General features: G+C 63.3%; 21 protein-coding genes. 15 read left to right on the top strand and 6 right to left on the bottom strand.

Going from position 1 to position 22,241, the window contains the following annotated elements; all coding sequences use genetic code 11:
* Positions 1-20: 20 nt before the first annotated feature.
* Entirely contained in the window at positions 21-428 is a 408-nt protein-coding gene (locus P0D71_RS05730; protein WP_091797629.1) for a transcriptional regulator, read from the bottom strand.
* A 401-nt stretch (positions 429-829) separates the two neighbouring features.
* Positions 830-1,246: a helix-turn-helix domain-containing protein gene (locus P0D71_RS05735; RefSeq protein ID WP_408479456.1), complete on the bottom strand. Its 417-nt coding sequence runs from the start codon at positions 1,244-1,246 to the stop codon at positions 830-832.
* Between the two features lie 368 nt (positions 1,247-1,614).
* On the opposite strand from P0D71_RS05735, the gene mnmE reads away from it, so the two are divergent.
* The 3 genes from mnmE (at position 1,615) to P0D71_RS05750 (ending at position 4,805) form a co-directional block, all read left to right on the top strand.
* Positions 1,615-3,009 (top strand): tRNA uridine-5-carboxymethylaminomethyl(34) synthesis GTPase MnmE, encoded by a 1,395-nt coding sequence (gene mnmE, locus P0D71_RS05740; RefSeq protein WP_408479457.1) that lies wholly within the window; start codon positions 1,615-1,617, stop codon positions 3,007-3,009.
* A 174-nt stretch (positions 3,010-3,183) separates the two neighbouring features.
* Positions 3,184-4,398: a tyrosine-type recombinase/integrase gene (locus P0D71_RS05745; protein WP_408479458.1), complete on the top strand. Its 1,215-nt coding sequence runs from the start codon at positions 3,184-3,186 to the stop codon at positions 4,396-4,398.
* Between the two features lie 245 nt (positions 4,399-4,643).
* On the top strand, positions 4,644-4,805 hold the full coding sequence (locus tag P0D71_RS05750) for a hypothetical protein (RefSeq protein WP_177205047.1): 162 nt from the start codon (positions 4,644-4,646) through the stop codon (positions 4,803-4,805).
* Positions 4,806-4,887: 82 nt separating this feature from the next.
* On the opposite strand, the gene P0D71_RS05755 is transcribed toward P0D71_RS05750, so the two are convergent.
* Positions 4,888-5,214 carry an ecotin precursor gene (locus P0D71_RS05755; protein WP_091797641.1) on the bottom strand — a complete coding sequence of 109 codons (327 nt, stop codon included), beginning with the start codon at positions 5,212-5,214 and terminating at the stop codon, positions 4,888-4,890.
* A gap of 287 nt (positions 5,215-5,501) precedes the next feature.
* On the opposite strand from P0D71_RS05755, the gene P0D71_RS05760 reads away from it, so the two are divergent.
* From P0D71_RS05760 to P0D71_RS05790, 7 genes are all read left to right on the top strand, one after another.
* A complete protein-coding gene (locus tag P0D71_RS05760) occupies positions 5,502-7,127 on the top strand; it encodes a methyl-accepting chemotaxis protein (RefSeq protein WP_408479459.1) in 1,626 nt (541 codons plus the stop codon).
* 63 nt (positions 7,128-7,190) lie between these two features.
* The gene (locus tag P0D71_RS05765) at positions 7,191-7,655 is read left to right on the top strand and encodes a chemotaxis protein CheW (protein WP_408343930.1); all 465 of its coding nucleotides are present in this window, start codon (positions 7,191-7,193) and stop codon (positions 7,653-7,655) included.
* Positions 7,652-9,070, top strand: a complete 1,419-nt coding sequence (locus P0D71_RS05770) for a CheR family methyltransferase (protein WP_408479460.1) — start codon at positions 7,652-7,654, stop codon at positions 9,068-9,070. Before P0D71_RS05765 ends, P0D71_RS05770 begins: the two co-directional genes overlap by 4 nt.
* A complete protein-coding gene (locus P0D71_RS05775; RefSeq protein WP_091797650.1) occupies positions 9,063-9,743 on the top strand; it encodes a chemotaxis protein CheW in 681 nt (226 codons plus the stop codon). The genes P0D71_RS05770 and P0D71_RS05775 overlap by 8 nt, the downstream gene beginning before the upstream one ends.
* A complete protein-coding gene (locus P0D71_RS05780; protein WP_408479461.1) occupies positions 9,740-12,145 on the top strand; it encodes a hybrid sensor histidine kinase/response regulator in 2,406 nt (801 codons plus the stop codon). The genes P0D71_RS05775 and P0D71_RS05780 overlap by 4 nt, the downstream gene beginning before the upstream one ends.
* Before the next feature lie 17 nt (positions 12,146-12,162).
* Positions 12,163-13,179: a chemotaxis response regulator protein-glutamate methylesterase gene (locus P0D71_RS05785; protein ID WP_091797656.1), complete on the top strand. Its 1,017-nt coding sequence runs from the start codon at positions 12,163-12,165 to the stop codon at positions 13,177-13,179.
* Between the two features lie 60 nt (positions 13,180-13,239).
* Positions 13,240-14,352, top strand: coding sequence for a diguanylate cyclase (locus P0D71_RS05790; RefSeq protein WP_408187320.1), 1,113 nt, complete (start codon positions 13,240-13,242; stop codon positions 14,350-14,352).
* Between the two features lie 19 nt (positions 14,353-14,371).
* Here the strand turns inward: P0D71_RS05790 and mdeB are convergent, their stop codons facing one another.
* Positions 14,372-17,113 carry an alpha-ketoglutarate dehydrogenase gene (gene mdeB / locus P0D71_RS05795; RefSeq protein WP_408479462.1) on the bottom strand — a complete coding sequence of 914 codons (2,742 nt, stop codon included), beginning with the start codon at positions 17,111-17,113 and terminating at the stop codon, positions 14,372-14,374.
* Between the two features lie 152 nt (positions 17,114-17,265).
* On the opposite strand from mdeB, the gene P0D71_RS05800 reads away from it, so the two are divergent.
* Complete coding sequence (locus P0D71_RS05800; protein ID WP_408479463.1) at positions 17,266-17,793, top strand: Lrp/AsnC family transcriptional regulator; 528 nt, start codon at positions 17,266-17,268, stop codon at positions 17,791-17,793.
* A 77-nt stretch (positions 17,794-17,870) separates the two neighbouring features.
* On the opposite strand, the gene P0D71_RS05805 is transcribed toward P0D71_RS05800, so the two are convergent.
* The gene (locus P0D71_RS05805) at positions 17,871-18,683 is read right to left on the bottom strand and encodes an SDR family NAD(P)-dependent oxidoreductase (protein ID WP_408479464.1); all 813 of its coding nucleotides are present in this window, start codon (positions 18,681-18,683) and stop codon (positions 17,871-17,873) included.
* Positions 18,684-18,861: 178 nt separating this feature from the next.
* On the opposite strand from P0D71_RS05805, the gene P0D71_RS05810 reads away from it, so the two are divergent.
* Complete coding sequence (locus tag P0D71_RS05810; protein ID WP_091797671.1) at positions 18,862-19,797, top strand: GlxA family transcriptional regulator; 936 nt, start codon at positions 18,862-18,864, stop codon at positions 19,795-19,797.
* Between the two features lie 68 nt (positions 19,798-19,865).
* Positions 19,866-20,291 carry an HIT family protein gene (locus P0D71_RS05815; protein ID WP_408187317.1) on the top strand — a complete coding sequence of 142 codons (426 nt, stop codon included), beginning with the start codon at positions 19,866-19,868 and terminating at the stop codon, positions 20,289-20,291.
* A gap of 101 nt (positions 20,292-20,392) precedes the next feature.
* On the opposite strand, the gene P0D71_RS05820 is transcribed toward P0D71_RS05815, so the two are convergent.
* Complete coding sequence (locus tag P0D71_RS05820) at positions 20,393-20,818, bottom strand: hypothetical protein (protein ID WP_408479465.1); 426 nt, start codon at positions 20,816-20,818, stop codon at positions 20,393-20,395.
* 38 nt (positions 20,819-20,856) lie between these two features.
* On the opposite strand from P0D71_RS05820, the gene speG reads away from it, so the two are divergent.
* Positions 20,857-21,399 (top strand): spermidine N1-acetyltransferase, encoded by a 543-nt coding sequence (gene speG / locus P0D71_RS05825; RefSeq protein ID WP_091800922.1) that lies wholly within the window; start codon positions 20,857-20,859, stop codon positions 21,397-21,399.
* Between the two features lie 453 nt (positions 21,400-21,852).
* The gene (gene sap1 / locus P0D71_RS05830) at positions 21,853-22,191 is read left to right on the top strand and encodes a surface attachment protein Sap1 (RefSeq protein ID WP_091797677.1); all 339 of its coding nucleotides are present in this window, start codon (positions 21,853-21,855) and stop codon (positions 22,189-22,191) included.
* The last annotated feature ends 50 nt before the right edge of the window (positions 22,192-22,241 follow it).

The raw sequence follows: 22,241 nt of genomic DNA on the forward strand, positions 1-22,241 counted from the left end.
CTTAAACGACGACGCGGTCGTTACTCTCCTTCCGCATCCTCACCGTAAAAGCGCACGATCATCTCTTCGACCAGAAAGCGGTCTTTCGGCGTCAGCGACTGAATCTTCGAAGCAAGTTCGATCGTCTCCGGTGTCGGCGGATATTTTTCACCGCGCGCCAACGGCCTCGCATTCGTGCCCGGTGGCGGTCCGTAGTGAAGCCAATGCTCCTTGACGTTCAGCCATTCGGCCAACGTGCGCAACTTGTCCGGCTTCGGGATCGTCGTACCGGATAACCACTTGTGAGCGGTCTGCGGCGTAACCTCACGTTCACCCCGGTAGCGGAGATTGAATTGCTCGGCGAGTTTGGTCCCGCCGCGAATTTTCAGCGGCTCTAGCAGGTCCTTCAACCGTTTGGCGAAGGCGGCTTTTTCTTTGTTGGTCGGCATGGGCCGGATTGTGCAATTCAACGTTCAACCAGTTGACAACCAGCCAGGCTTCGTTATAGCTTATTTGAGATACATTTAGCTTGCAGGCGCCGCCGAACAACGCGTCCGCCGAAGTTGTCATTTTTTGTTGTTTTTCGTTGTGCGGTCGGCCGCTCGTGGCCTTTAGGTCCGGCGGCGTCCTATTTTTCCGCAAGAAACGCGGTAGCAATCCTAGCCTGATTGAGATAAATCCGACTTGCTTGTGGCGTTGACCGGCAGGCAGTCCGTCAGGCGGCGCAGTCGTCCGGATCGTCCGGATGTTAGGTCGACACGATCTGGTACTACCGAGGCCGGTCGGTACGAAGCCGTTGAGCGCCGAATGCATCAGCGATCAAAGGAAAGGCCTGCAGGCCCCACCCTCACTAACTTTCCTCGCCATTCTGGCTAGTAAGGCGGACAGTCACCTCCTGGAATCCGGCACGGTCTTCGAGGTTTATCGTCAAAACCAGCGCACCCTTTTGCGGCTCCCATTCGATCGTCTCGGCCGAAAGCGGATAGTTCTCGCCGGGCGCGAGCGGCTTGGCCTTCGTACTCTTCGACAGTCCGTAGGCCAGCCAATGCTTATCCACGTCCAGCAATTTGGCTAGCGTGCGCAGGTTGGCTGGTCGCGGCATCGTTTTTCCGTCGAGCCATTTGTAGATGGCCTGATCCGTCACATCTGCGCCGGTGTGGATGAGATTGAATTTTCTGCAGAGCTCGGCCCCGTTGGAAATATTGCGCCGCTTCATCGAGCGGCTGAGTCGTTCGGCAAACGCGGCTTTCAATGGTTTGGTCGTCATGGATCGGATTGTGCAAGCGCCCGAGCCACGGGTTCTCAACCAATCAGGCTAGCAATTATCGAAATTAATATATTTTTTAGCTTCTGCCAGCGCCAGCCGTGAGACTGGCGCGATTTTAAAAATTGTGCGTCTTTGCCCTTTTTTACAGTCTGATGGGCACATAGCCATCTCGTTCAATCTTAGTGATTCTCAAAAAATCGAGGCACTATTTAGCTTTTGTGAGATAAATCCGAAATCAGCTCCGAGTCGTCAAAACGACGGCTCCGCCGCGCCGTCGGTCAGCCTTCACACACCGCCGCGTTACAATGCCTCGCGCCGCGTTGACCGCCGGCACCCCGCCCTCCTCTCTGTTTTTCTGCCACGCTTCTATGCTCGCCACCGATTCCGATCCGATCGTCGCCATTGCCACCGCGCCCGGCCGGGGAGGGATCGGCGTGGTGCGGATCTCGTTCGGACGAGCGGGCGAGGCGGCGGCCCAGCCGCTCATGCAAGCGCTCACCGGTCAGACGCTCGCCGCCCGCCACGCCAGCTACGTCCCGTTCCTCGACGCGAGCGGCAACGCGCTCGACCGTGGTATCGCGCTGTACTTCCCGGCGCCGTATTCCTACACCGGCGAGCATGTGCTCGAACTGCAGGGACACGGCGGTCCGGTCGTACTGCAACTCGTGCTGCAACGTTGCATCGACGCCGGCCGCGCGTTCGGTCTGCGTCTCGCCGAACCGGGTGAATTCACGCGTCGCGCGTTCCTCAACGACAAACTGGATCTGGCGCAAGCCGAAGCGGTCGCCGACCTGATCGAGGCCAGCACCGAGGCCGCCGCGCGCTCAGCGGGCCGCTCGCTCGACGGCGCGTTTTCGCGCGACATTCACGCGCTGGTGGAAGACGTGATCACGCTACGCATGCTCGTCGAAGCGACGCTCGACTTCCCCGAGGAAGAGATCGACTTCCTCGAAGCCGCCGACGCCCGCGGCAAGCTCACACGGATTCGCGAGCGCCTCGCCCACGTGCTGAGCGAAGCGCGGCAAGGCGCGTTGTTGCGCGAAGGCCTCTCAGTGGTGCTGGCCGGGCAGCCGAACGTCGGCAAATCGTCGCTGCTGAATGCGCTGGCGGGCGCGGAGCTGGCCATCGTCACGCCGATCGCCGGCACGACGCGGGACAAGGTCGCGCAGACCATTCAGATCGAAGGTATTCCGCTGCACGTGATCGATACGGCCGGCCTGCGCGATACCGAGGACGAAGTCGAAAAAATCGGCATTGCGCGCACCTGGAGTGAGATCGAGCGTGCGGATGTCGTGCTGCATCTGCTCGATGCACGCACCGGCATGACAGCCGAAGACGAGGTGATCGCCGGACGCTTTCCGGTCGGGGTGCCAGTGGTACGCGTATTGAACAAAACTGACCTGACGGGCCTCGCGCCAGCAGCGCAAACGCTCGACGCCGAACTCGAACTGAGCGAAGTGCGGCTCTCGGCTAAACAAGGCGACGGCGTGGCGCTGTTGCGCGAAGAGTTGCTGAGAATCGCCGGCTGGCAAGCGGGCGCGGAAAGCGTTTACCTGGCGCGCGAGCGGCATCTGATTGCACTGCGCGCCGCCGAAGAGCATCTCGCGACCGCCGCCGCGCATGCGGATCAAAACTCGCAGGCGCTTGATCTGTTCGCTGAAGAACTGCGCCTCGCCCAAGACCAGTTGAATTCGATCACCGGCGAATTCAGTTCGGACGATCTTCTCGGAGTGATTTTTAGCAGATTCTGTATCGGCAAGTGAACGGGAATCGCCTCTTCGCCTAAGAAAGCCAACCTGGAAAGACTTCCCGCAGCACCGAGAGCGTGCCATCGCGGATGCAAAAACTCCCTTCGTTGACCCAAAAACAGCAGATTCTTTGGTACACAGCCGGCATAGGTTTAAAATCGCCGCTGTCCGTGTTTGAACGATCCGAGCATGCCCCGTCTAGCCGTTCCCCTCACCGAAGCCCAGATCCGCGCGCTCGAACCGCGCGCCACCCGTTATTGCGTCGCGGACGGCAACGGTCTCGTCATCGAAGTCATGACGACCGGCACCAAGGTCTGGCGCTTCCGCTATTCGCTGAATGGCAAGCGCCAGCCGCTCGCCACGATCGGCGATTACCGGATGATCTCCCTGCGCGTCGCGCGGGCGAAGGCTCAAAAGTATGCGGAGATGGTCGCTCAAGGCATTTCGCCGGTCGCTACGGCGCGGCGCGACCGCGGCGCGGAAAGCAAGGCGGACGTCCTGCGCGAGGCCGCCGAGCTTTATCTGGCAACGGAAATGGCGGGCAAGTCGGAGGAGTATCGCCGCACCACGCGGCGCGCGCTCGACAAGGACGTCCTGCCCGCCATCGGCCACATGCCGATCAAAGCCGTCACCGCCGCCGATATCGTCGCGATATGCGACAGAATCAAAAGCCGCGGTTCGCCGAAAATGGCGCTGCATACGCGCAATGTGATCAAACGTCTCTATGAGTATCTGATTGCGCGGCAACTCGCGGTCAGCAACCCGGCCGAGGTCGTTCCGGCGCGCTCCATCGCCACCTTCGACACCCGCAACCGCGTGCTCTCGGGCGACGAAATCGGCGCCATGTTTCGCTCGATCGACGCGTCGAGCATCCGCCGGCCCCTGAAGCTGGCGCTGCATCTGCTGGTGCTGACCATGGCGCGCAAATCGGACCTGGTCGAATCGACGTGGCCCGAATTCGATCTGGACAAAGCGTTATGGACGATCCCCGCCGCGCGCCTGAAAAAAGACTGCGATCAGCGCGTGCCACTTTCGCATCAGGCGGTTTCCATGCTGCGCGAGCTGCAGCACGCCAAAGCCAGCCGAAACTTCGTATTCCCGAGCGTCAGGGGCGACGACCGGCCCATCGCCAAGAGTACGTTGAACCAGGCCGTTAAGGCGCTTGGTCTCGACGTGGAGCATTTCGTCCTGCATGACTTCCGGCGCACTGCAACGGCGCACTTGCGCGAGATGACGGAGCACGCGGACGCGCTCGACCAGAATGCAGGCGAAGTGCCCGAGCGCATGAAGCCAGGCACGAATGCGGAAAACGCCGCGGATCAGCGCCGAATCATGCAGTGTTGGGCAGACTTCGTCGACGAGCAGATCAAGGGCGTCCGCGACGCCATGACCGCCTCGCCCTGAAAGGCCGTGCAACAATCCTCGTGCCGTTCCGCCGGCTGTCACAACAAGCCGTCATTTGGTACACAGCACCACTCACGTCATCCGTAACTCATTGCCGTAATTGAGAAATTCAATTTCACGCCAGGTTTCGAAAGAGAGAAATCCCACACGAACAAGCATGCGCCACGATTGAATCACGCGGTCCTTTTTTCCCGCGCTTGATCGCCTACACTGAAGGTTGCACGCAACCCGATACGGAGGCTCCCATGTCTGAATCACTGATAGCTTATTTGCTGGGGCCTACCGTGATGCTGCTGGTCGGCGTGGCGATCTGGGCCGCGTCGCGCTACCACCAGAAGACAAAGCCGCAAAAACTCGAGCGTTGGCTCGACACGCACTACGCGGAGTGGCTGCATCACAAGCACTAAACAGCGCAATGAAATGAAAGGCCGTCGCATAGAGCGACGGCCTTTTTTACTGTGACGCGCACAGCATGCGCGCGCTGCGCAATCACCAACCCGGTTGCGGTTGCGGATATCCATACTGCGCGGGCGGCGGCGGCGCACCGCACGCCACGTAGGCACGCTGGTACTGGTCATAGCAGTATCCCGGCGGCGCCTGGGCGTACACGGGCGCGGGCTGATACGCCGGCTGCGCGTATACGGGCTGCTGGTAAGCCACCACGGGCGCCGGATTCAGCGCGGAGGTCACTACGGCCCCCAGCACGGCGCCACCGATCAACGCACCCACCACGTCGCCACCATTGCCGTGCGCCGATGCTTGCCCGGCTACGCTCAGACTTCCCACCATCAACAACGCCACTGCGATCTTTTTCATGTTTGACTCCCCGCCGTTCAGGCATGGAACCGATTGTGGCTGGCGCACGCGGAAATAGATGCTGCAAGTGGTAACGGGACATTACTCATGTAACGCACTAGCCGGCGCTCGTCGCGAACCGGCCTCCAGTTCCTTTGTTCGCCTGGCATTCGCCCGATCAATGTAAAATTCGCCACATAAGCCGTCGGGTAAATCTGACGACCCGTAAAGCTTTCCGACCCGTCGATTCAAGACAGACCACGTCGACAACACCGGTCGAGACAAAGCCAAAAGTAAGGGGCGTTCGCGTGAAACAATGGACCATCCGGCAACGGATTCTGTGCAGCTTCGGGATCGTGCTGATCGTGATGCTGGCAATGGCAATCGTCACCTTCCAGCAGCTCGGCGGCATTGACCGCGATGCGAAGAGCCAGCAGCAGGACTCGATGCCCGGCCTTTACTACGCGACCGCAATGCGTGCGGCGTGGTTCGAGAACTACAGCGTCACGCAGCGCCTCATCTATGTCGACGCGGACCCGGACACCGTGAAGCGCGACACAGCCCGTTTGCAGGAGACCCAGCAAACGCTCCAGAAGCTCATCAGCGATTACGGCGCGACGATCTTCCGCGACGTCGATCGCGACCTCTTCAACGACTTCCGTCAGCAACAGGCGCAGTACCTGCCGATCCAGGCGTCGGTGCTGGACGCGTTGCCGTCTTCGAAAGACAACGCCGCGCGCATTTTTAATACGCAACTCACACCGCTCTGGGAAACCGGCCGGCTCTCCGTGCGCAAGCTCGTCGAGAACAACAAAGGCTACGCGGACCAGGCCGCAGACAGCATCCGCAGTTCGGTCGAGACGACGCGCATCGTGCTGCTCGTCATGCTGCTCACCGCCGCCGCCGTCGCCGCGCTGGCCGGTTACTGGCTGCTGCGCGCCGTCACCATGCCGATGGCCAAGGTGCTGCAAGTCGTCGACGTCATGCGCACGGGCGACCTGACCCAACGCCTGCAACTGAATCGCGCGGACGAAATCGGCGCGCTCGAAGCGGGCTTTAACCGCATGACCGACGAACTCACCGCGCTGGTCGGCCAGGCGCAGAAGTCGGCGGTGCAGGTCACCACGTCGGTGACGGAAATCGCCGCGACCTCGCGCGAACAACAAGCCACCGCGAACGAAACCGCCGCCACCACGACCGAAATCGGCGCCACGTCGCGTGAAATCTTCGCGACCTCGCGCGATCTGCTGCGCACCATGAACGAAGTGTCGGAAGTGGCCGGCCAGTCGGCGGTGCTCGCGGGCACCGGCCATGCCGGCCTCGCGCGCATGGAAGAAACCATGCGCCGAGTGATGGAAGCGGCCGGCTCCGTCAACGCGAAGCTGGCCATCCTCAACGAGAAGGCCAGCAACATCAACCAGGTCGTCGCCACCATCACCAAGGTCGCGGACCAGACCAACCTGCTCTCGCTGAACGCCGCGATCGAAGCGGAAAAGGCCGGCGAATACGGTCGCGGTTTCGCGGTCGTCGCCACGGAAATCCGCCGCCTCGCCGACCAGACCGCCGTGGCGACCTACGACATCGAACAGATGGTCAAGGAGATCCAGTCGGCGGTCGCCGCGGGCGTAATGGGCATGGACAAGTTCTCCGAAGAAGTGCGCCGCGGCATGCTCGACGTGCAGCACGTCGGCGGCCATCTCACGGAGATCATCCAGCAGGTGCAACAACTCGCGCCGCGTTTCTCGATGGTGAACGAAGGCATGCAAACGCAAGCCACCGGGGCCGAGCAGATCACCCAGGCACTGACGCAACTCTCGGAGGCCGCGCAACAGACCGCGGAATCGCTGCGCCAGTCGACCCAGGCGATCGACGATCTGACGCACGTCGCCAATAGTCTGCGCACGGGTGTGTCGCGCTTCAAGGTGACGGCCTGACGCGCTACGGCGCGCAGCTCGAAACCGGCCCCGCACGCCTATCCATCGCCCACGCACATGCCGATGCTCTTCGTCCTCTTCACGCTCGATAGCGAACGGTACGTGATCGACGCAACGCAGGTGGAGCGTCTGATGCCGCTCACGCCGCAGTCGCCGCCGAAGACGATCCCCGGCGCGCCCTCGTGGGTGGCGGGCGTACTCGATCACGAAGGCTCACCGCTGCCGCTGATCGATCTGCCGGCGCTCGCGCTCGGCCGCCCCGCAGCACAACTCATGTCCACGCGCGTGGTGCTGGTGCGCTATCCGCATGCGGGCACGACGCGTCTGCTCGCGCTGCTGCTGGAAGGCGCGACGCGCACCATTCGCCTCGACGTGACGGCATTTCAACATGCCGGCCTCGACATGCCGCACGCGCGCTATCTCGGCCCGGTCGCGAGCGATGCGGGCGGCCTCGTGCAGTGGATTCGCGTCGAGCATCTGCTGCCCGACCACGTCAAGGCGCTCCTGTTTCCCGAGGCGCACGCATGAACGCGCATCACGACAACGCGCCGCTTTATCGACGCTTCGCCGAACTGCTGCATCGGACCATGGGGCTCGACGCGGCGTCGCTCGGTCATAGCGCGATCGAGCGTGCTGTCGATCAGCGCGCCGCCGCGTGGTACGCGGAGGGTCACGCCGAAGCCACGCTCACCGACTATTGGGAAGCCGCGCAAACTTCGCCGGCCATACTGCAATCGCTGATCGAAACGGTCGTCGTGCCGGAGACCTGGTTCTACCGCGACGCCGACGCGTTCAAGGCGCTCGCGCGGCTCGCGCATGAGCGCGTTGCCGAACGTGGCGGCGCACTGCCGCTGCGTATCCTGAGCTTGCCTTGCTCGACCGGCGAGGAGCCGTACACGATCGCGATGACGCTGCTCGATGCGGGCATCGACGCCACGCAGTTGCGTATCGACGCAATGGATATCAGCGACCGTTCGCTCGCCGTCGCGCAGCGCGCCGTGTACGGGCGCAATTCGTTTCGCGGCAATGCGTTTGCGTTCCGCGACGCGCACTTCACGCGTACCGAGGACGGCTGGCGTCTTGCGCCGCGCATCGTGGAAGCGGTGCGCTTCTCGCGCGCCAATCTGATGCAGCTCGACGCGTCGGCGCTTGGCGTCTACGACTTCGTGTTCTGCCGCAATGTCCTGATTTACTTCGACCGCGACGCGCAGCAGAAAGCGTTGCAGGCGCTCAATAGCGTGCTGGCCGAAAACGGCACGCTGTTCGTCGGCCCTGCGGAAACCGGGCTGCTGATGCGCTACGGCATGCAGTCCGCCAGGATCCCGTTGGCCTTCGCATTTCATCGCGGCGCGCCCGACGAAGCGCAGTCGAACGGCTGGCGCGCCGCGCCGCGCCCCACCGCCGCCGCGCTCGCGATGACGCCTTCACAAATGCCCGCTATTGCTCGACCGCAAGTATTGTCCGCGCAGCCTTTCGCGTGGCCCGGTCAGGTCGCGCATACGCCGTTCCATGGCGCCACGCAGTTCGCGCCGCGTGACAGCATCGCGTCACCCATGCGCAAGATGTCGATAGCCGCGTCGTCGGTACACCACCCCCTGTCGGCGCCAGGCGCCGCGACGACCCACGCGGCAAGCGACACGTTGCAGGCTGCGCGTGCACTCGCCGACGCCGGCCGCCTCGCGCAAGCCGCTACGGCGATCAACGCCTATCTGGAGCACCACGCTCCGCACGCCGACGCGTTTTATCTGCTCGGCGTTCTCGCCGATGCCAACGGCGACGCGAACCTCGCACGCGGACACTATCGCAAGGCGCTGTATCTCGATCCGCAGCACGCGGAAGCGCTCGCGCATCTCGCGACGTCGCTCGAACTCGAGGGCGACCGCGACGGCGCGCGCCTGTTGATGCAGCGCGCGGCGCGCGCACAGGGAGCGCAACGTGGCTGACGCGCAGACGGTGAGCTTCGACGACTGCTGGAATCGCATCGGCGTGCGCGGCGATTCGTCGTGCGAGCGTCTCGTCGAGCATGTGCGCTGCCTGAATTGCCCGGTGTTCGAAGCCGCTGCAGCCAAACTGCTGGAACGGCCGATTCCCGAGGTGGATCTCTCGCTGCATGACGCTCGCGCGCCTGCGCAAGCGCAGCACGATGTGCAAGGCGCAAGCGAATCGTTCCTCGTGTTTCGCATCGGCGACGAATGGCTGGCGCTGCCCACGCCGATCTTCAAACGCATCGTGCAGACGCGGCCGATTCACACGTTGCCGCATCGGCAGCATCGCGCGGTGCTCGGCGTGGTGAATGTGCGAGGCGAGTTGCTGGTGTGCCTGTCGCTCGCGCACCTGCTCGGTTTCGAAACGGATACCGCCGCGCGCGACGACCGTGCTCGCCACGATCTGCCGCGTTTGCTGGTGGTTTCGCGCGCGGAAGAACACGCGGTGTTCCCCGTCGACCAGGTCGACGGCGTGCACCGCATCGCGGCGGCCAGTTTTTGCCCGCCGCCCGCCACGCTCTCACAAGCGGCCGCCGCGCATACGCGCGCCGTCGCACCGTGGCGCGGCATGAGCGTTGGCCTGCTAGACGCCGACGCGCTCTTCGACACTTTGAACCGGAGTCTCGGATGACCGACGAGCCGCGCCGCCCGTCGCTAATCGATCTGTTCCGCGAAGAAGCGCGGACGCAGGCACGCGTACTGAACGACGGACTGCTCGCGCTCGATCGCGCGCCGCGCGATGCCGCCGCGCTCGAGGCCTGCATGCGCGCCGCGCATTCGTTGAAGGGTGCGGCGCGCATTGTCGGCGTGCAGGTCGGCGTCGAACTCGCGCACGCCATGGAGGATTGCTTCGTTGCCGCGCAGGAAGGGCGCGCGTTGCTCGACCCGGCCTGGATCGACGAGTTGTTGCGCGGCGTGGATATCGTCGCGCGTATCGGCAATGACGAGGACGAATCGGCGCGCGATGCGGTGGGTGCGTGCGTGGCCTCGTTGCAGGCGCGTATGGTTGACGTGTTGCCGCACGGGGCCGTAATACGGCGCGATGTGACTCCGCCAGCCGCAGTGGTATCCGAACCCGCCCCGAGCGCAGCCGCGGCATCGCCCACGCCTGCTGTCAGCTCAAGCGCGGACCCACGCCCGGACCCCGACGCCGCGTTCAACCTGATAGCCGACGCGTTGCGCGCCGAGGCCACGCAGCAGAATGCGCCAGACGCCGCATCCGCAAAACCGTCCGCCTCGAACAGCGCGAACAGCGCGAACAGCGCCAGCAACATAACGGCCGAATCCGGCCGCATGCTGCGCGTGCGCGCCGACAACCTCGACCGCCTGCTGTCGTTGTCCGGCGAATCGCTAGTCGAATCGCGCTGGCTGAAACCCTTCGCGCAATCCATGCTGCGCGTCAAACGCGTCCAGCGCGACAGCACCCGCGCGCTGGATCAACTGCACGAAACGCTTGCCGATCTGAAGCTCGATCCGCGCGCCCAGGCCGCGCTCGAAGAAGTGCGCCGCCTCACCGCGGAATCGCAGCATCTGCTGGCCGAGCGTCTCGCCGATCTGGAGAGCTTCGACCGTCGCTCGACGCATCTGTCGCAACAGCTCTACGACGCCGCATTGCAATGCCGCATGCGGCCATTCGGCGACGGCACGAGCGGCCTCGCGCGGATGGTGCGCGACGTCGCGCGTTCGCTCGGCAAGAAGGTGCGCTGGCAGTTGGTCGGCGAATCCACGCAGGTGGACCGCGACATTCTCGATCTGCTCGAAGCGCCGCTCGGCCATATGCTGCGCAACGCGCTCGACCACGGCATCGAAGCGCCCGCCGTGCGCCTCGCGCGCGGCAAGCCGGAGGAAGGCACGCTCACGCTCGACGCGCGTCACACGGCCGGCGCGCTGCTCATCACCGTTTCCGACGACGGCGCGGGCATCGATCTCGACGCGCTGCGTGCGTCGATCGTACGCAAGAAGCTCGCGAGCGAGGAAACGGCCACGCGCCTGTCCGAAGCCGAGTTGCTCGAATTCCTGTTCCTGCCGGGGTTCTCGCTGCGCGATCAGGTGACCGACGTCTCGGGCCGCGGCGTCGGACTCGACGCGGTGCACGACGTCGTCAAACGTGTGCGCGGCACGGTGCGGATCACGCATGAGGCCGGTCTCGGCACGCGCGTGCAATTGCAGTTGCCGTTGACGCTTTCGGTGATCCGCAGTCTGCTGATCGAAGTCGCGGGCGAGCCGTACGCGGTGCCGCTCGCGCATGTGAACCGCACGCTGCACGTGAGCCGCGCCGAGATCGAATTGCTCGAAGGGCATCAGCACATCGCTTTTTCCGGCCGGCGTATCGGCGTCGTCACCGCGCATCAGATTCTCGACACCGCGCCGCCCGCGGATGAAAGCGACGCCGTCAGCATGATCGTGATCGGCGACGGCCCGCAAACCTACGGCGTGGTGGTCGACCGCTTTCTCGGCGAGCGGATGCTGGTGGTGCAGCCGCTCGATCCGCGCCTCGGCAAGATCCGCAACATCACCGCCGGCGCGCTGATGGAGAACGGCGATCCGGTCCTGATCGCCGATGTCGACGACTGGCTGCGCTCCGTCGAACGGCTCGTGGCGGGCGGCGATCTCCGGCACACGCAACACGGCGTCGCACACGCGGCTCAGCGTACCAGCCGCCGCGTGCTGGTGGTCGACGATTCGCTCACCGTGCGCGAGCTCGAACGCAAGCTGCTCGCCATGCGCGGTTACGACGTGACGATCGCCGTCGACGGCATGGACGGTTGGAACGCGGTACGCGGCGAGCGCTTCGACCTCGTGATCACCGACATCGACATGCCGCGTATGGACGGCATCGAACTGGTCACGCTGATCAAGCGCGATCCGCAGTTGCAGTCACTGCCGGTGATGATCGTCTCGTACAAGGATCGCGAAGAGGACCGCCGCGCCGGGCTGGATGCGGGCGCGGACTACTATCTGGCGAAAGGCAGTTTTCATGACGAAGCACTGCTCGATGCGGTGCGTGATCTGATCGGCGAAGCTTACGGTTAAACCTACGGGCAAAACGGATGAAAATCGGAATCGTCAACGACATGCCGCTCGCCGTCGAGGCGCTGCGTCGCGCACTCGCGGCACGCCACGACTACGAGGTGCTGTGGATCGCGCAGGACGGCCAGCAGGCGGTCGATTTCTGCACGGCGCAGCGGCCCGACATCGTGCTGATGGATCTGGTGATGCCGAACGTCGACGGCATCGAGGCCACGCGCCGCATCATGGCGCGCGCACCCTGCGCGATCCTGATCGTCACCGTCGACGTGGGCGCGAACGCATGGCGCGTCTATGAAGCGATGGGCGCGGGCGCGCTCGACGCGGTCGATACGCCGTCGCTGAGCGGTCCCGATGCGCACAAGAGCATCGCCACGCTGATCGCGAAAATCGACCGTATCGCGGCGCTCGTCAAGGAACGCAACGCACCCGGCGCAGCCGCCGCGACAACGCCCGCCTGCGCGACGAACCGTGACACGCCGCTGGTGGCGATCGGCGCGTCGGCGGGCGGACCCGCTGCGCTGGCCACGCTGCTCGCCGGCCTGCCCAAGGATTTTGCGGCGGCCGTCGTGATCGTGCAGCACGTCGACGCGGCCTTCGCCGCCGGCATGGCGGACTGGCTGAATCAGCAATCGGCGCTGCCGGTGCGAATCGCCAGTGAAGGCGACCGGCCGCAAGCGGGCGTCGTGCTGCTCGCCGCCACCGACGATCATCTGCATCTGAAACTGCCCAACGTGCTCGGCTACACGCGCGTCCCGGAAGAGACGCCGTATCGCCCTTCCGTCGACGTGTTTTTTCACAGCGTGGTGGCCCGCTGGCCGGCGCGCGCCATCGGCGTGCTGCTGACCGGCATGGGCCGCGACGGCGCGATCGGACTCAAGGCGATGCGCACCAAGGGCTATCACACGATCGCGCAGGACGAGGCGACCAGCGCCGTGTACGGCATGCCGAAAGCGGCCGCGGCGCTCGACGCCGCCGCCGCGATCCTGCCCTTGCCGCGCATCGCCGCCGCCCTCGCGACGGCGGTCAGCTCCCGCTAGCCGCGTACTCGCCGCCTATGACCCGCTTTGATTCACTGACATCTTTTCTGGCTGAACGACATGGACACTCCTGAACCGCATCAGAACGCCGCCGCGCGGGATCTCGCGCAAGTCGACGCGAACGCGCAGACGCTGGACGCGGTGGACGCGGCCAATCTCGCCGTCGACGATGCGCTCGCGCGCATTCTCGGCAATCCGCCCGCGGCCGAGTGTCCGATCATGGTGTTGCTGGTCGACGACCAGGCGATCATCGCCGAGGCGGTGCGTCAGGCGCTGGCGGACGAAGCGAGCGTGGACTTCCACTACTGCGCCTCGCCTGACGACGCGCTGCGCTGCGCCGCCGAAACGCGCGCGACGGTGATCCTTCAGGACCTGGTGATGCCGGGCACGGACGGACTCACGCTCGTGCGCCAATACCGGCAGAATCCGGCGACCCGCGACATTCCGATCATCGTGTTGTCGACCAAGGAAGAGCCGCTCGTCAAGAGCGCCGCCTTTGCGGCAGGGGCCAACGACTATCTGGTGAAACTGCCGGATCGCATCGAGCTGATTGCGCGCATCCGCTATCACTCGCGCTCGTATCTGAATCTGCTACAACGCGACGAGGCCTATCAGGCGCTGCGTCAATCGCAGCAACAATTGCTCGCGACCAATCTGGAATTGCAGCGCCTCACGCATTCGGACGGCCTGACGGGTCTGTCGAATCGGCGCTACCTCGATCAATATCTGGCGGCCGAATGGCGTCGCGGCACACGCGACAAGACCGGCCTCGGCTTCCTGATGATCGATGTGGATAACTTCAAGGCGTACAACGACACCTATGGCCACGTCGCCGGCGACGAAGTGCTCAAACGTGTCGCGCACACCGTCGAATCATGCCTCGGACGCTCGCCCGATCTTGCGGCGCGCTTCGGTGGTGAAGAGTTCGCCGTGGTGGTGCCGGGCACGTCGGCCGGTGGTTTGCGTCTGCTTGCGGAAAAAATCCGCATCGCAATCGAAGATCTGGCGATTCCGCATTCGGGCTCCGCAGCCGGCGTGGTGACGATCAGCATCGGCGCGGCGACGCTCGTGCCGTCGCTCGCCGAGCCGGTGACGAAGCTGATCGAAGCCGCCGACATCGGCCTCTATCGCGCGAAACGGGACGGCAAGAACCAGGTCGCGGTGAGCGACTGATCGTCCGCGAGGCGCGTTCCTAGCATTGCCAGGACGCCGCGCCGGCCGCTGCGTCGCCGAGATACTTGCGACGCGCTTCGGCAAGCCGGCTCGCGTCGATCGTGCCCTCGTCCGCCAGGGCTTTCAGTGCGGCGATCACGATCGACTTGCGGTCCACTTCGAAGAACTCGCGCAACGCCTGGCGCGTGTCGCTGCGGCCGAAGCCGTCGGTGCCGAGCGTCACGTAGCGGCGCGGCACATACGCGCGGATCAGCTCCGGCACGGCGCGAACGTAGTCGGTCGCGGCAATGATCGGGCCTTGCGACGCTTCAAGCGCTTGCGTGACATAGGGCGCGCCGGTCGCTTCACCAAGACGTGCGAGCCGTTCCGCCGCCATGCCGTCGCGCTGCAACTCGGTGAAGCTCGTCACGCTCCACACGGCGGCGTCGATCTGCCAATCGTCCTTCAACATCTGCTGAGCCGCGATCACTTCACCGAGAATCGCACCGGCGCCGAGCAATTGCACCGTGGCTTGCGTGCCCTCCTGCGCTGGCGCGGCAAGCGGATAAATACCTTTGAGAATCCCTTCGCGCAGCGCCTGCAAATTGCCGCCCGGCACCGAAGGCTGCGCGTAGTTCTCGTTCATCACCGTGACGTAATAAAACACGTCACGTTGCACGTCGAGCATCTCATGCATGCCCTCGTCGACGATCGCGGCAACCTCGTAGGCGAACGCGGGGTCGTACGCGCGGCAATTCGGAATCGTCGATGCCGCCAGATGGCTCGTGCCGTCCTGATGCTGCAAGCCTTCGCCGCCGAGCGTCGTCTTGCCCGACGTCGCGCCGATCAGGAAACCGCGCGCACGCTGGTCCGCCGCCGCCCAGATCAGGTCGCCGATCCGCTGGAAACCGAACATCGAGTAGTAGATGTAGAACGGCAGCATCGGTACATCGTGCACGCTGTACGAGGTCGCCGCCGCGATCCATGACGACACCGCGCCCGCTTCCGAAATGCCCTCTTCGAGAATCTGGCCTTTCGTGTCCTCGCGGTAGTACAGCATCGAGCCGAGATCTTCCGGCTCGTACAACTGCCCGAGCGGCGAATAGATGCCGACCTGGCGAAACATGTTCGCCATGCCGAATGTGCGTGCCTCGTCGGCGACGATCGGCACCACGCGCGGGCCGACTTCCACGTCCTTGAGCAGCGCGGTCAACATGCGAACCAGCGCCATGGTGGTGGACATGTCGCGACCATTGGAGTCCAGCGCGAATTGCCCCCAGGAGGACACCGGCGGGACGATCAGTCCCTTCGATGCGACTCGCCGCCTTCTGGGCAGATAGCCTCCCAAGGCAGCCCGGCGCGCATGCAGGTATTGCATTTCCGGACTGTCTTCCGCTGGTTTGTAAAACTGCACCTGTTCGACGTCCTCGTCCGTGAGCGGCAGGCGAAAGCGGTCGCGAAACGCCTTGAGGTCGTCGAAGTCGAGTTTCTTCTGCTGATGCGTGGTCATGCGGCCCTGGCCCGAGGTGCCCATGCCGAAACCCTTCATCGTCTTCGCGAGAATGACCGTCGGCTGGCCCTGATGCGCCAGCGCCTTCGCGTAGGCCGCGTGCAGTTTGCGCACGTCGTGGCCGCCGCGGCGCAGGCGGTCGATGTCGTCGTCGCTCAGTTGCGCGGCGAGCGCGGCAAGCTCCGGGTTCTGACCGAAGAAGCGTTCGCGGTTGTACGCGCCGTCGTTCGCGGAGAAGGTCTGGAACTGGCCGTCGACGGTATGCGCGAAGGCGCGCAGCAATGCGCCGGTGCGGTCGCACGAGAACAGCGCGTCCCAATCCGAGCCCCAGATCACCTTGATCACATTCCAGCCTGCGCCAATGAATTGCGCTTCCAGTTCGTCGATGATGCGGCCGTTGCTGCGCACCGGACCGTCGAGGCGCTGCAGATTGCAGTTGATCACGAACACGAGGTTGTCGAGCCCCTCGCGCGCGGCCAGCGACAGAGCGGCGGTCGACTCCGGCTCGTCCATCTCGCCGTCGCCGAAAAAGCCCCACACCTTGCGGCCTTCCGTTTGCACGAGGCCGCGATTGGCGAGATACCGCATGAAACGCGCTTGATAAATCGCATTGATCGGCCCGATGCCCATGGAGCCGGTGGGGAACTGCCAGAAGTCCGGCATCAGCCACGGGTGCGGATACGAGCACAAGCCCGGGCCGCCGATCTCGCGCCGGTAGTGCTGCAGGTTCTCCTCGGAGAGGAAACCTTCGAGAAAAGCCCGCGCGTAGACACCCGGCGACGAATGCGGCTGGAAGTAGATCAGGTCGCCCGTGCCGGCCTCGCCGCCCGGCGCGGCGGCGCGAAAGAAATGGTTGAATCCGACCTCGAACAGATCCGCCGCCGACGCATAACTCGCAATATGCCCGCCGAGTTCGCCGTAAGCCTTGTTCGCGCGCACCACCATCGCGAGCGCATTCCAGCGCAGCGCGGCGGCGAGCCGCTCTTCGAGTTCGAGATTGCCGGGATAGCGCGGTTGTTGCTCGAACGGGATGGTGTTCTGATACGGCGTCACGTTCGTGCGCGCCGATTCCACGCCAAGCGTCAGCGCATGGCTCGCGAGCTTGTCGAACAGAAACTGCGCGCGCTCGCGGCCGACATGCGCGACCACGCCGTCGAGCGCCGCCAGCCATTCGGCGGTTTCCTGCGGATCAAGATCGGCCTGCTCCCTGGTGTGCGCATGCTCTGTGTTCAAAAACCGCACTTGCTTGCTACCGCTGGACAAATCCGTCATGGCACCACTCCCGCATCGCCGCGTTCAGATCAAGATCGAATGAGTCAATGGTAACCACGTGCCCACAAAATGAGCGTCTCATTTGCTTGTGTTGGCGCGCTGCGATAGGCTATTTGTTCCGGAATTTCCTCACGACACGGAATATTTCATCTATGCCCACGCCACCCAGACGGCTCGACCGCATCGACATCGGCATCCTGAGCCAGTTGCAGCAAAACGCGCGCATCACCAATTCGGATCTGGCGCGTTCGGTGAACCTGTCGGCCACGCCGTGCTTCAACCGCGTGCGGGCGCTCGAGAAGCTGGGTCTGTTCAAGCAGCAGGTCACCCTGCTGAACCCGGAGCCGCTCGGGCTGCGCATCAACGTGTTCATTCAGGTGAGTCTGGAAAAGCAGGTGGAAGACGCGTTGCAGCGCTTCGAACAGGCGATTTCGGAGCGGCCCGAAGTGATGGAGTGCTATCTGATGACGGGCGACGCCGACTATCTGCTGCGCGTGGTCATGCCGGATATGCAGACGCTGGAGCGTTTTATCGTCGATCATCTGACGAAGATTCCGGGCATCTCCAATATCCGCTCGAGCTTCGCGCTCAAGCAGGTGCGCTACAAGACGGCGCTGCCGCTGCCATCGTCGGGATTGACGCTGGTCGATCCCGACGACGTGTCGACTGACTGGCGTTAAGGGCGCGCCACGGGCGTGCCTTTGTCTGCCCTTTTACTGACTTGCCGCTAGTGCGCTTATCGGCGCTTATCGGCGCTTTATGCCGTTGCCGCAACACGCTTATAACGAGCGGCCGGCAGTTTGTGCGACAGGTTCGGCTGCAAGTGCTGGCGCGCGTTGTTGAAGCGCTCCCAGTCGGCGGCGTCGGGCAATGACGGGATCGTCACCAGTTCGCCTTGGTCGAGGCCGGCGAGCGCGGCGTCCACCATGTCCTCGGCGCTCATCACGATCTGCGACGGCAGATGCTCGACCGGCAGACCCGCACGGTCCCAGAATGCCGTGCTGGTCGCACCCGGCAGCACCGCTTGCAACTGCACGCCCTTGTCGCCCACTTCGTGGTGCAGCGACTGCGTCAGGTTGAGCACATAAGCCTTGGTGCCGCTATACGTGCCGTTCAACGTTTCCGGCGAGAGCGCGACGATCGACGAAATATTGATCACGATGCCGTTACCCCGCGCCACGAAGCCAGGCACGACGGCCGCCGTCAGACGAGTGAGCGCCGTCACGTTCAGATCGATCATCGTTTCGAGCGCATCCACGTCCGAGTCGATCAGCGAGGCGGTTGCGCCGACACCCGCGTTGTTGACCAGCATCGTGATCCCTGTGTCTGCGCGCAGCCGTTCTTCAATGCGGCGCACGTCGGCTTTGACGGTGAGGTCCGCCGTGATCGTGTCGATACGGCGGCCGGTCTGTGTCGTCAGACGCTCGGCCAGAGCGTTCAGCCGCGCTGCGTCGCGCGCCACGAGAATCAGGTCGTAGCCGCGCCGCGCGAGGCGGTCCGCATACACCGCGCCGATACCCGACGATGCGCCCGTCACCAATGCCGTGCCTTTGCCTGTTTGCGTTGCCATGTGTATCTCTCCTTGCGGGCGCGGCGCGTTGCGCCTCTGCCCTGTCCGATGAATGGGAAAAACCTGGAAACCTCCGCCGCTGCGCTGTTTCGCGTTGCATTGCGGTGTTGACGAGGCAAGTGTAGGCGCGTACTCTTTTGTCTCAAATGTCGTATTTACCTCGTTTTAGGACATTGCAATGAGACACGTCGGTGTGGTGGTTTTTCCCGGCTTTCAGATCCTCGACATGGTGGCGGTCGCAGTGTTTGAACTGGCGAACCTGGAGGCCGGCCAGCCTGAGTACGACGTGGAGATCATTTCCGAGCATGGCGGCATGGTGCGCAGTTCGGCCGGCGTCGAGATCGCCACCCGGCCGTTCGGCGATCCGGCTTACGACACCGTGGTGGTCACCGGCGCGATGCAGATCGCGCCGTCGTCGCCGGGATTGCTGGCGTTCCTGAACGACGCGCTGGTCGCCTCCCGGCGTACCGCCAGCATTTGCACCGGCGCGTTCGTACTGGCCGAGGCCGGGATTCTGGACGGCCGCCACGCCACGACCCACTGGATTCACGCCCGCAATCTGCAGCAGCGCTTTCCACAAGCGCGCGTGGATGAGGACCGCATCTTTATCGTCGACGGCTCGGTGTGGACGTCGGCCGGCATGACCGCATGCATCGATTTATGTCTGGCGCTCGTTGAAAACGATCTCGGCGTCGAGGTTTCCCGCGCCATCGCCAAGAAACTCGTGGTTTATCACCGCCGCACCGGCGGCCAGTCACAGTTCTCGGCCATGCTGGACCTCGAGCCGAAATCCGATCGCATCCAGAACGCGCTCTCGTACGCCAAAAGTCATCTGCGCGAGCCATTGACGGTCGAACAACTCGCCGACGTCGCGCACCTGAGCCCTCGTCAGTTCAGCCGCGCGTTTCGCGACGAAACCCGCCAATCGCCAGCCAAAGCTATCGAGTCATTGCGCGTCGAAGCCGCGCGCGCCATGCTGGAAGCGGGCCGCCATTCCATGGAGGCGGTGGCGGCGGAAACCGGCTTTGTCGATACCGAACGGATGCGGCGTGCGTTTCTACGGGCGTACGGCCAGCCGCCGCAGGCCATCAAGCGTGCGGCGCGCGTGATGTAACACAGGTGATGGACAATATCGCCAACCGCAGCAACACCGATATGACCTTCCACCATGAGAGGAACGCGATGACCTACGACAACAGCAATCCCTTCGCGAGGATTCTGCGCGGCGAACTACCCTGCATCAAAGTGGCCGAAACCGATGCCGCCCTCGCCTTCATGGACCTGATGCCGCAAGCCGACGGCCATCTGCTGGTGGTGCCCAAGGAAGCCGTGGCGGAGATTTTCGAGTTGTCGGATGCTTCGACGGTGGCATGCATACGCATGACGCAGAAGCTCGCGATCGCGGTGCGCGCGGCCTTGCGGCCGGATGGTGTGTTCATTGGGCAATTCAACGGCGCCGCCGCGGGACAAACGGTGGCGCATGTGCATTTTCACGTGATTCCGCGCTGGGAAGGCCAGCCGCTGCGCATGCACGCGCGCGACGTCGCCGATGCGGAAACGCTCGAAGCGCTTGCTAAACGCATTCGCGCGCATTGGCGTGCCGACTAAGGGGTGATTGAGTGACGCGCGCGCTCCCGCGCGCCGAAACGGCTGCGAAAATTCGCGGTATTCAATCGCAGGCGGCTCAATTGGCGAGCCAACGCGGCGCGTTAAAGCCGATGCCGCGAACGGCGCAGCGGATGCCGCCAGTCGATGCGGCGCGGTTTCAGGTGCGCGGGTCGCATCTCGTGCAGATGCCGGTGTTCCTGCCACAATTCGTCGGAGAAAAGAAACGCGACGATGAGCAGCGGAATGACCAGAAAGACGCCCAATATCAAGTGCTCGATCACGGTGGCCTCCGATCGCGGGAGCATGATTTCATTGTAGAGCACCGCGCGTACCCATACCGTGCCGCGCCGCTCACAATTGCGCGAGCGCGCCCATTTGCGAGCCTGCGGCAATGCGACGCCCTCACCTCGCCAAACCCGCATGCCGCCTCGCGCGTTGCAAAAAGGTGGCACAGGAGTGCCAGAGGTTGCAAGAACTCCCCGCATCAAGACCTGACTAACTGAAAGGCGCTCGATCCGATATGGCACGCGCGCACTCAGACCAACAAGTTCTCAAGGGGAATCCAATGACTACCGAACGTAGCAGCGAACTCACGTTGCGCCCGCTCGAACGTACCGATCTTCGCTTCGTCCACGAAGTGAACAACAACGCGAAAATCATGCGTTACTGGTTCGAGGAGCCGTACGAAACCTTCTCGGAACTGACGCAGCTTTACGACCAGCACGTGCACGACCTGCGCGAGCGCCGCTTCGTGGCGATCGACAACGAAGGGCAAACGGTCGGAGTCGTCGAGTTGATCGAGCTCGACTATATCCACCGGCGTGGCGAGTTTCAGATCATCATCGCGCCCCATGCGCAAGGCCGCGGCTATGCGACTCTGGCAACCCAACTCGCTACCGACTATGCGTTTTCAGTGCTGAACTTGCGCAAGGTTTATCTGATCGTCGACAAGTCGAATACGTCGGCCATCCACGTTTACGAGAAGTGCGGGTTCAGGCACGAGGCCGAGTTGATCGAGGAATTTTTCGGCAACGGCAGCTATCACAACGCCCTGCGCATGTGCATGTTTCAGGACGAGTTCTTCAAGATGAACCAGCAGGTTCGATGAAGTGCGACCGGCACAGCGCTGCCATCCCAGCGAACTCTGCCGACACAGCTTGTCGTACCTGGCACTCTTTATCTTCTGCAAATACACCGTTATTTCGTGATTTTAATTTGGTCAGTTGAATGACTTTGTGTGCAACGCACCAACTCGCGAAATTTAATGTAGTAAATCGCTTAATTGAGGCTGCTCGTTTACGCGAATACGCGGCGCAAAGCGTTACTAGTTAAAGCGGCGCACCCTGCCCGTCTCCTGGTTATCCACGGCAATCACACCCACTTAAACCGTTGCCCAGCGATTAAGCAGCCGCAAAGCATGGTGCGACAATTCGCCACTGTTGCGACCGCACACAAGATGTGCTTGTCGTTCTCTCGCGTTCTCCTAAAGTGCAAGGTGCGGGTTCAACGTTAAAGTTAAATACATAGCTAACCTGAGTATCCACCCGCACCGGAGGAAAATATGAAAATGCGAATCGCCCTTGTTTTCGCCATTGCGGGATTGGCTGCCGCGACTGTTCAGGCGCAAGACGTCATGATCAAGCCGCAGCAAACCATCCAGTTCAAGGCCAACGCATATGGCTGCCTGTCGAAGGATAAACTCGACGCCGCCGACCAGCATGCGCAAGCCGGTGAACAGCAAAAGATGCAGGAATTTTTCTCTGGATATCAGTGTGTCTCCACACCGGAAAATTCGAGTTTCCGCGTCGTGCGCGTGGTTGGTCACGACGTCGAATTCGTGAATTCGGGTAATAGCGACACGCAAGGACTTTGGGCAAACGATCGATTCATCAAGCAATAAGCTAAGCGCCGTCATTCCGGCGGAATGCCGGAATGTGATTTTGCGTGCGT

Source organism: Paraburkholderia sp. RL17-383-BIF-A (genome assembly GCF_046028015.1).
In the GTDB taxonomy this organism is placed as follows: domain Bacteria; phylum Pseudomonadota; class Gammaproteobacteria; order Burkholderiales; family Burkholderiaceae; genus Paraburkholderia.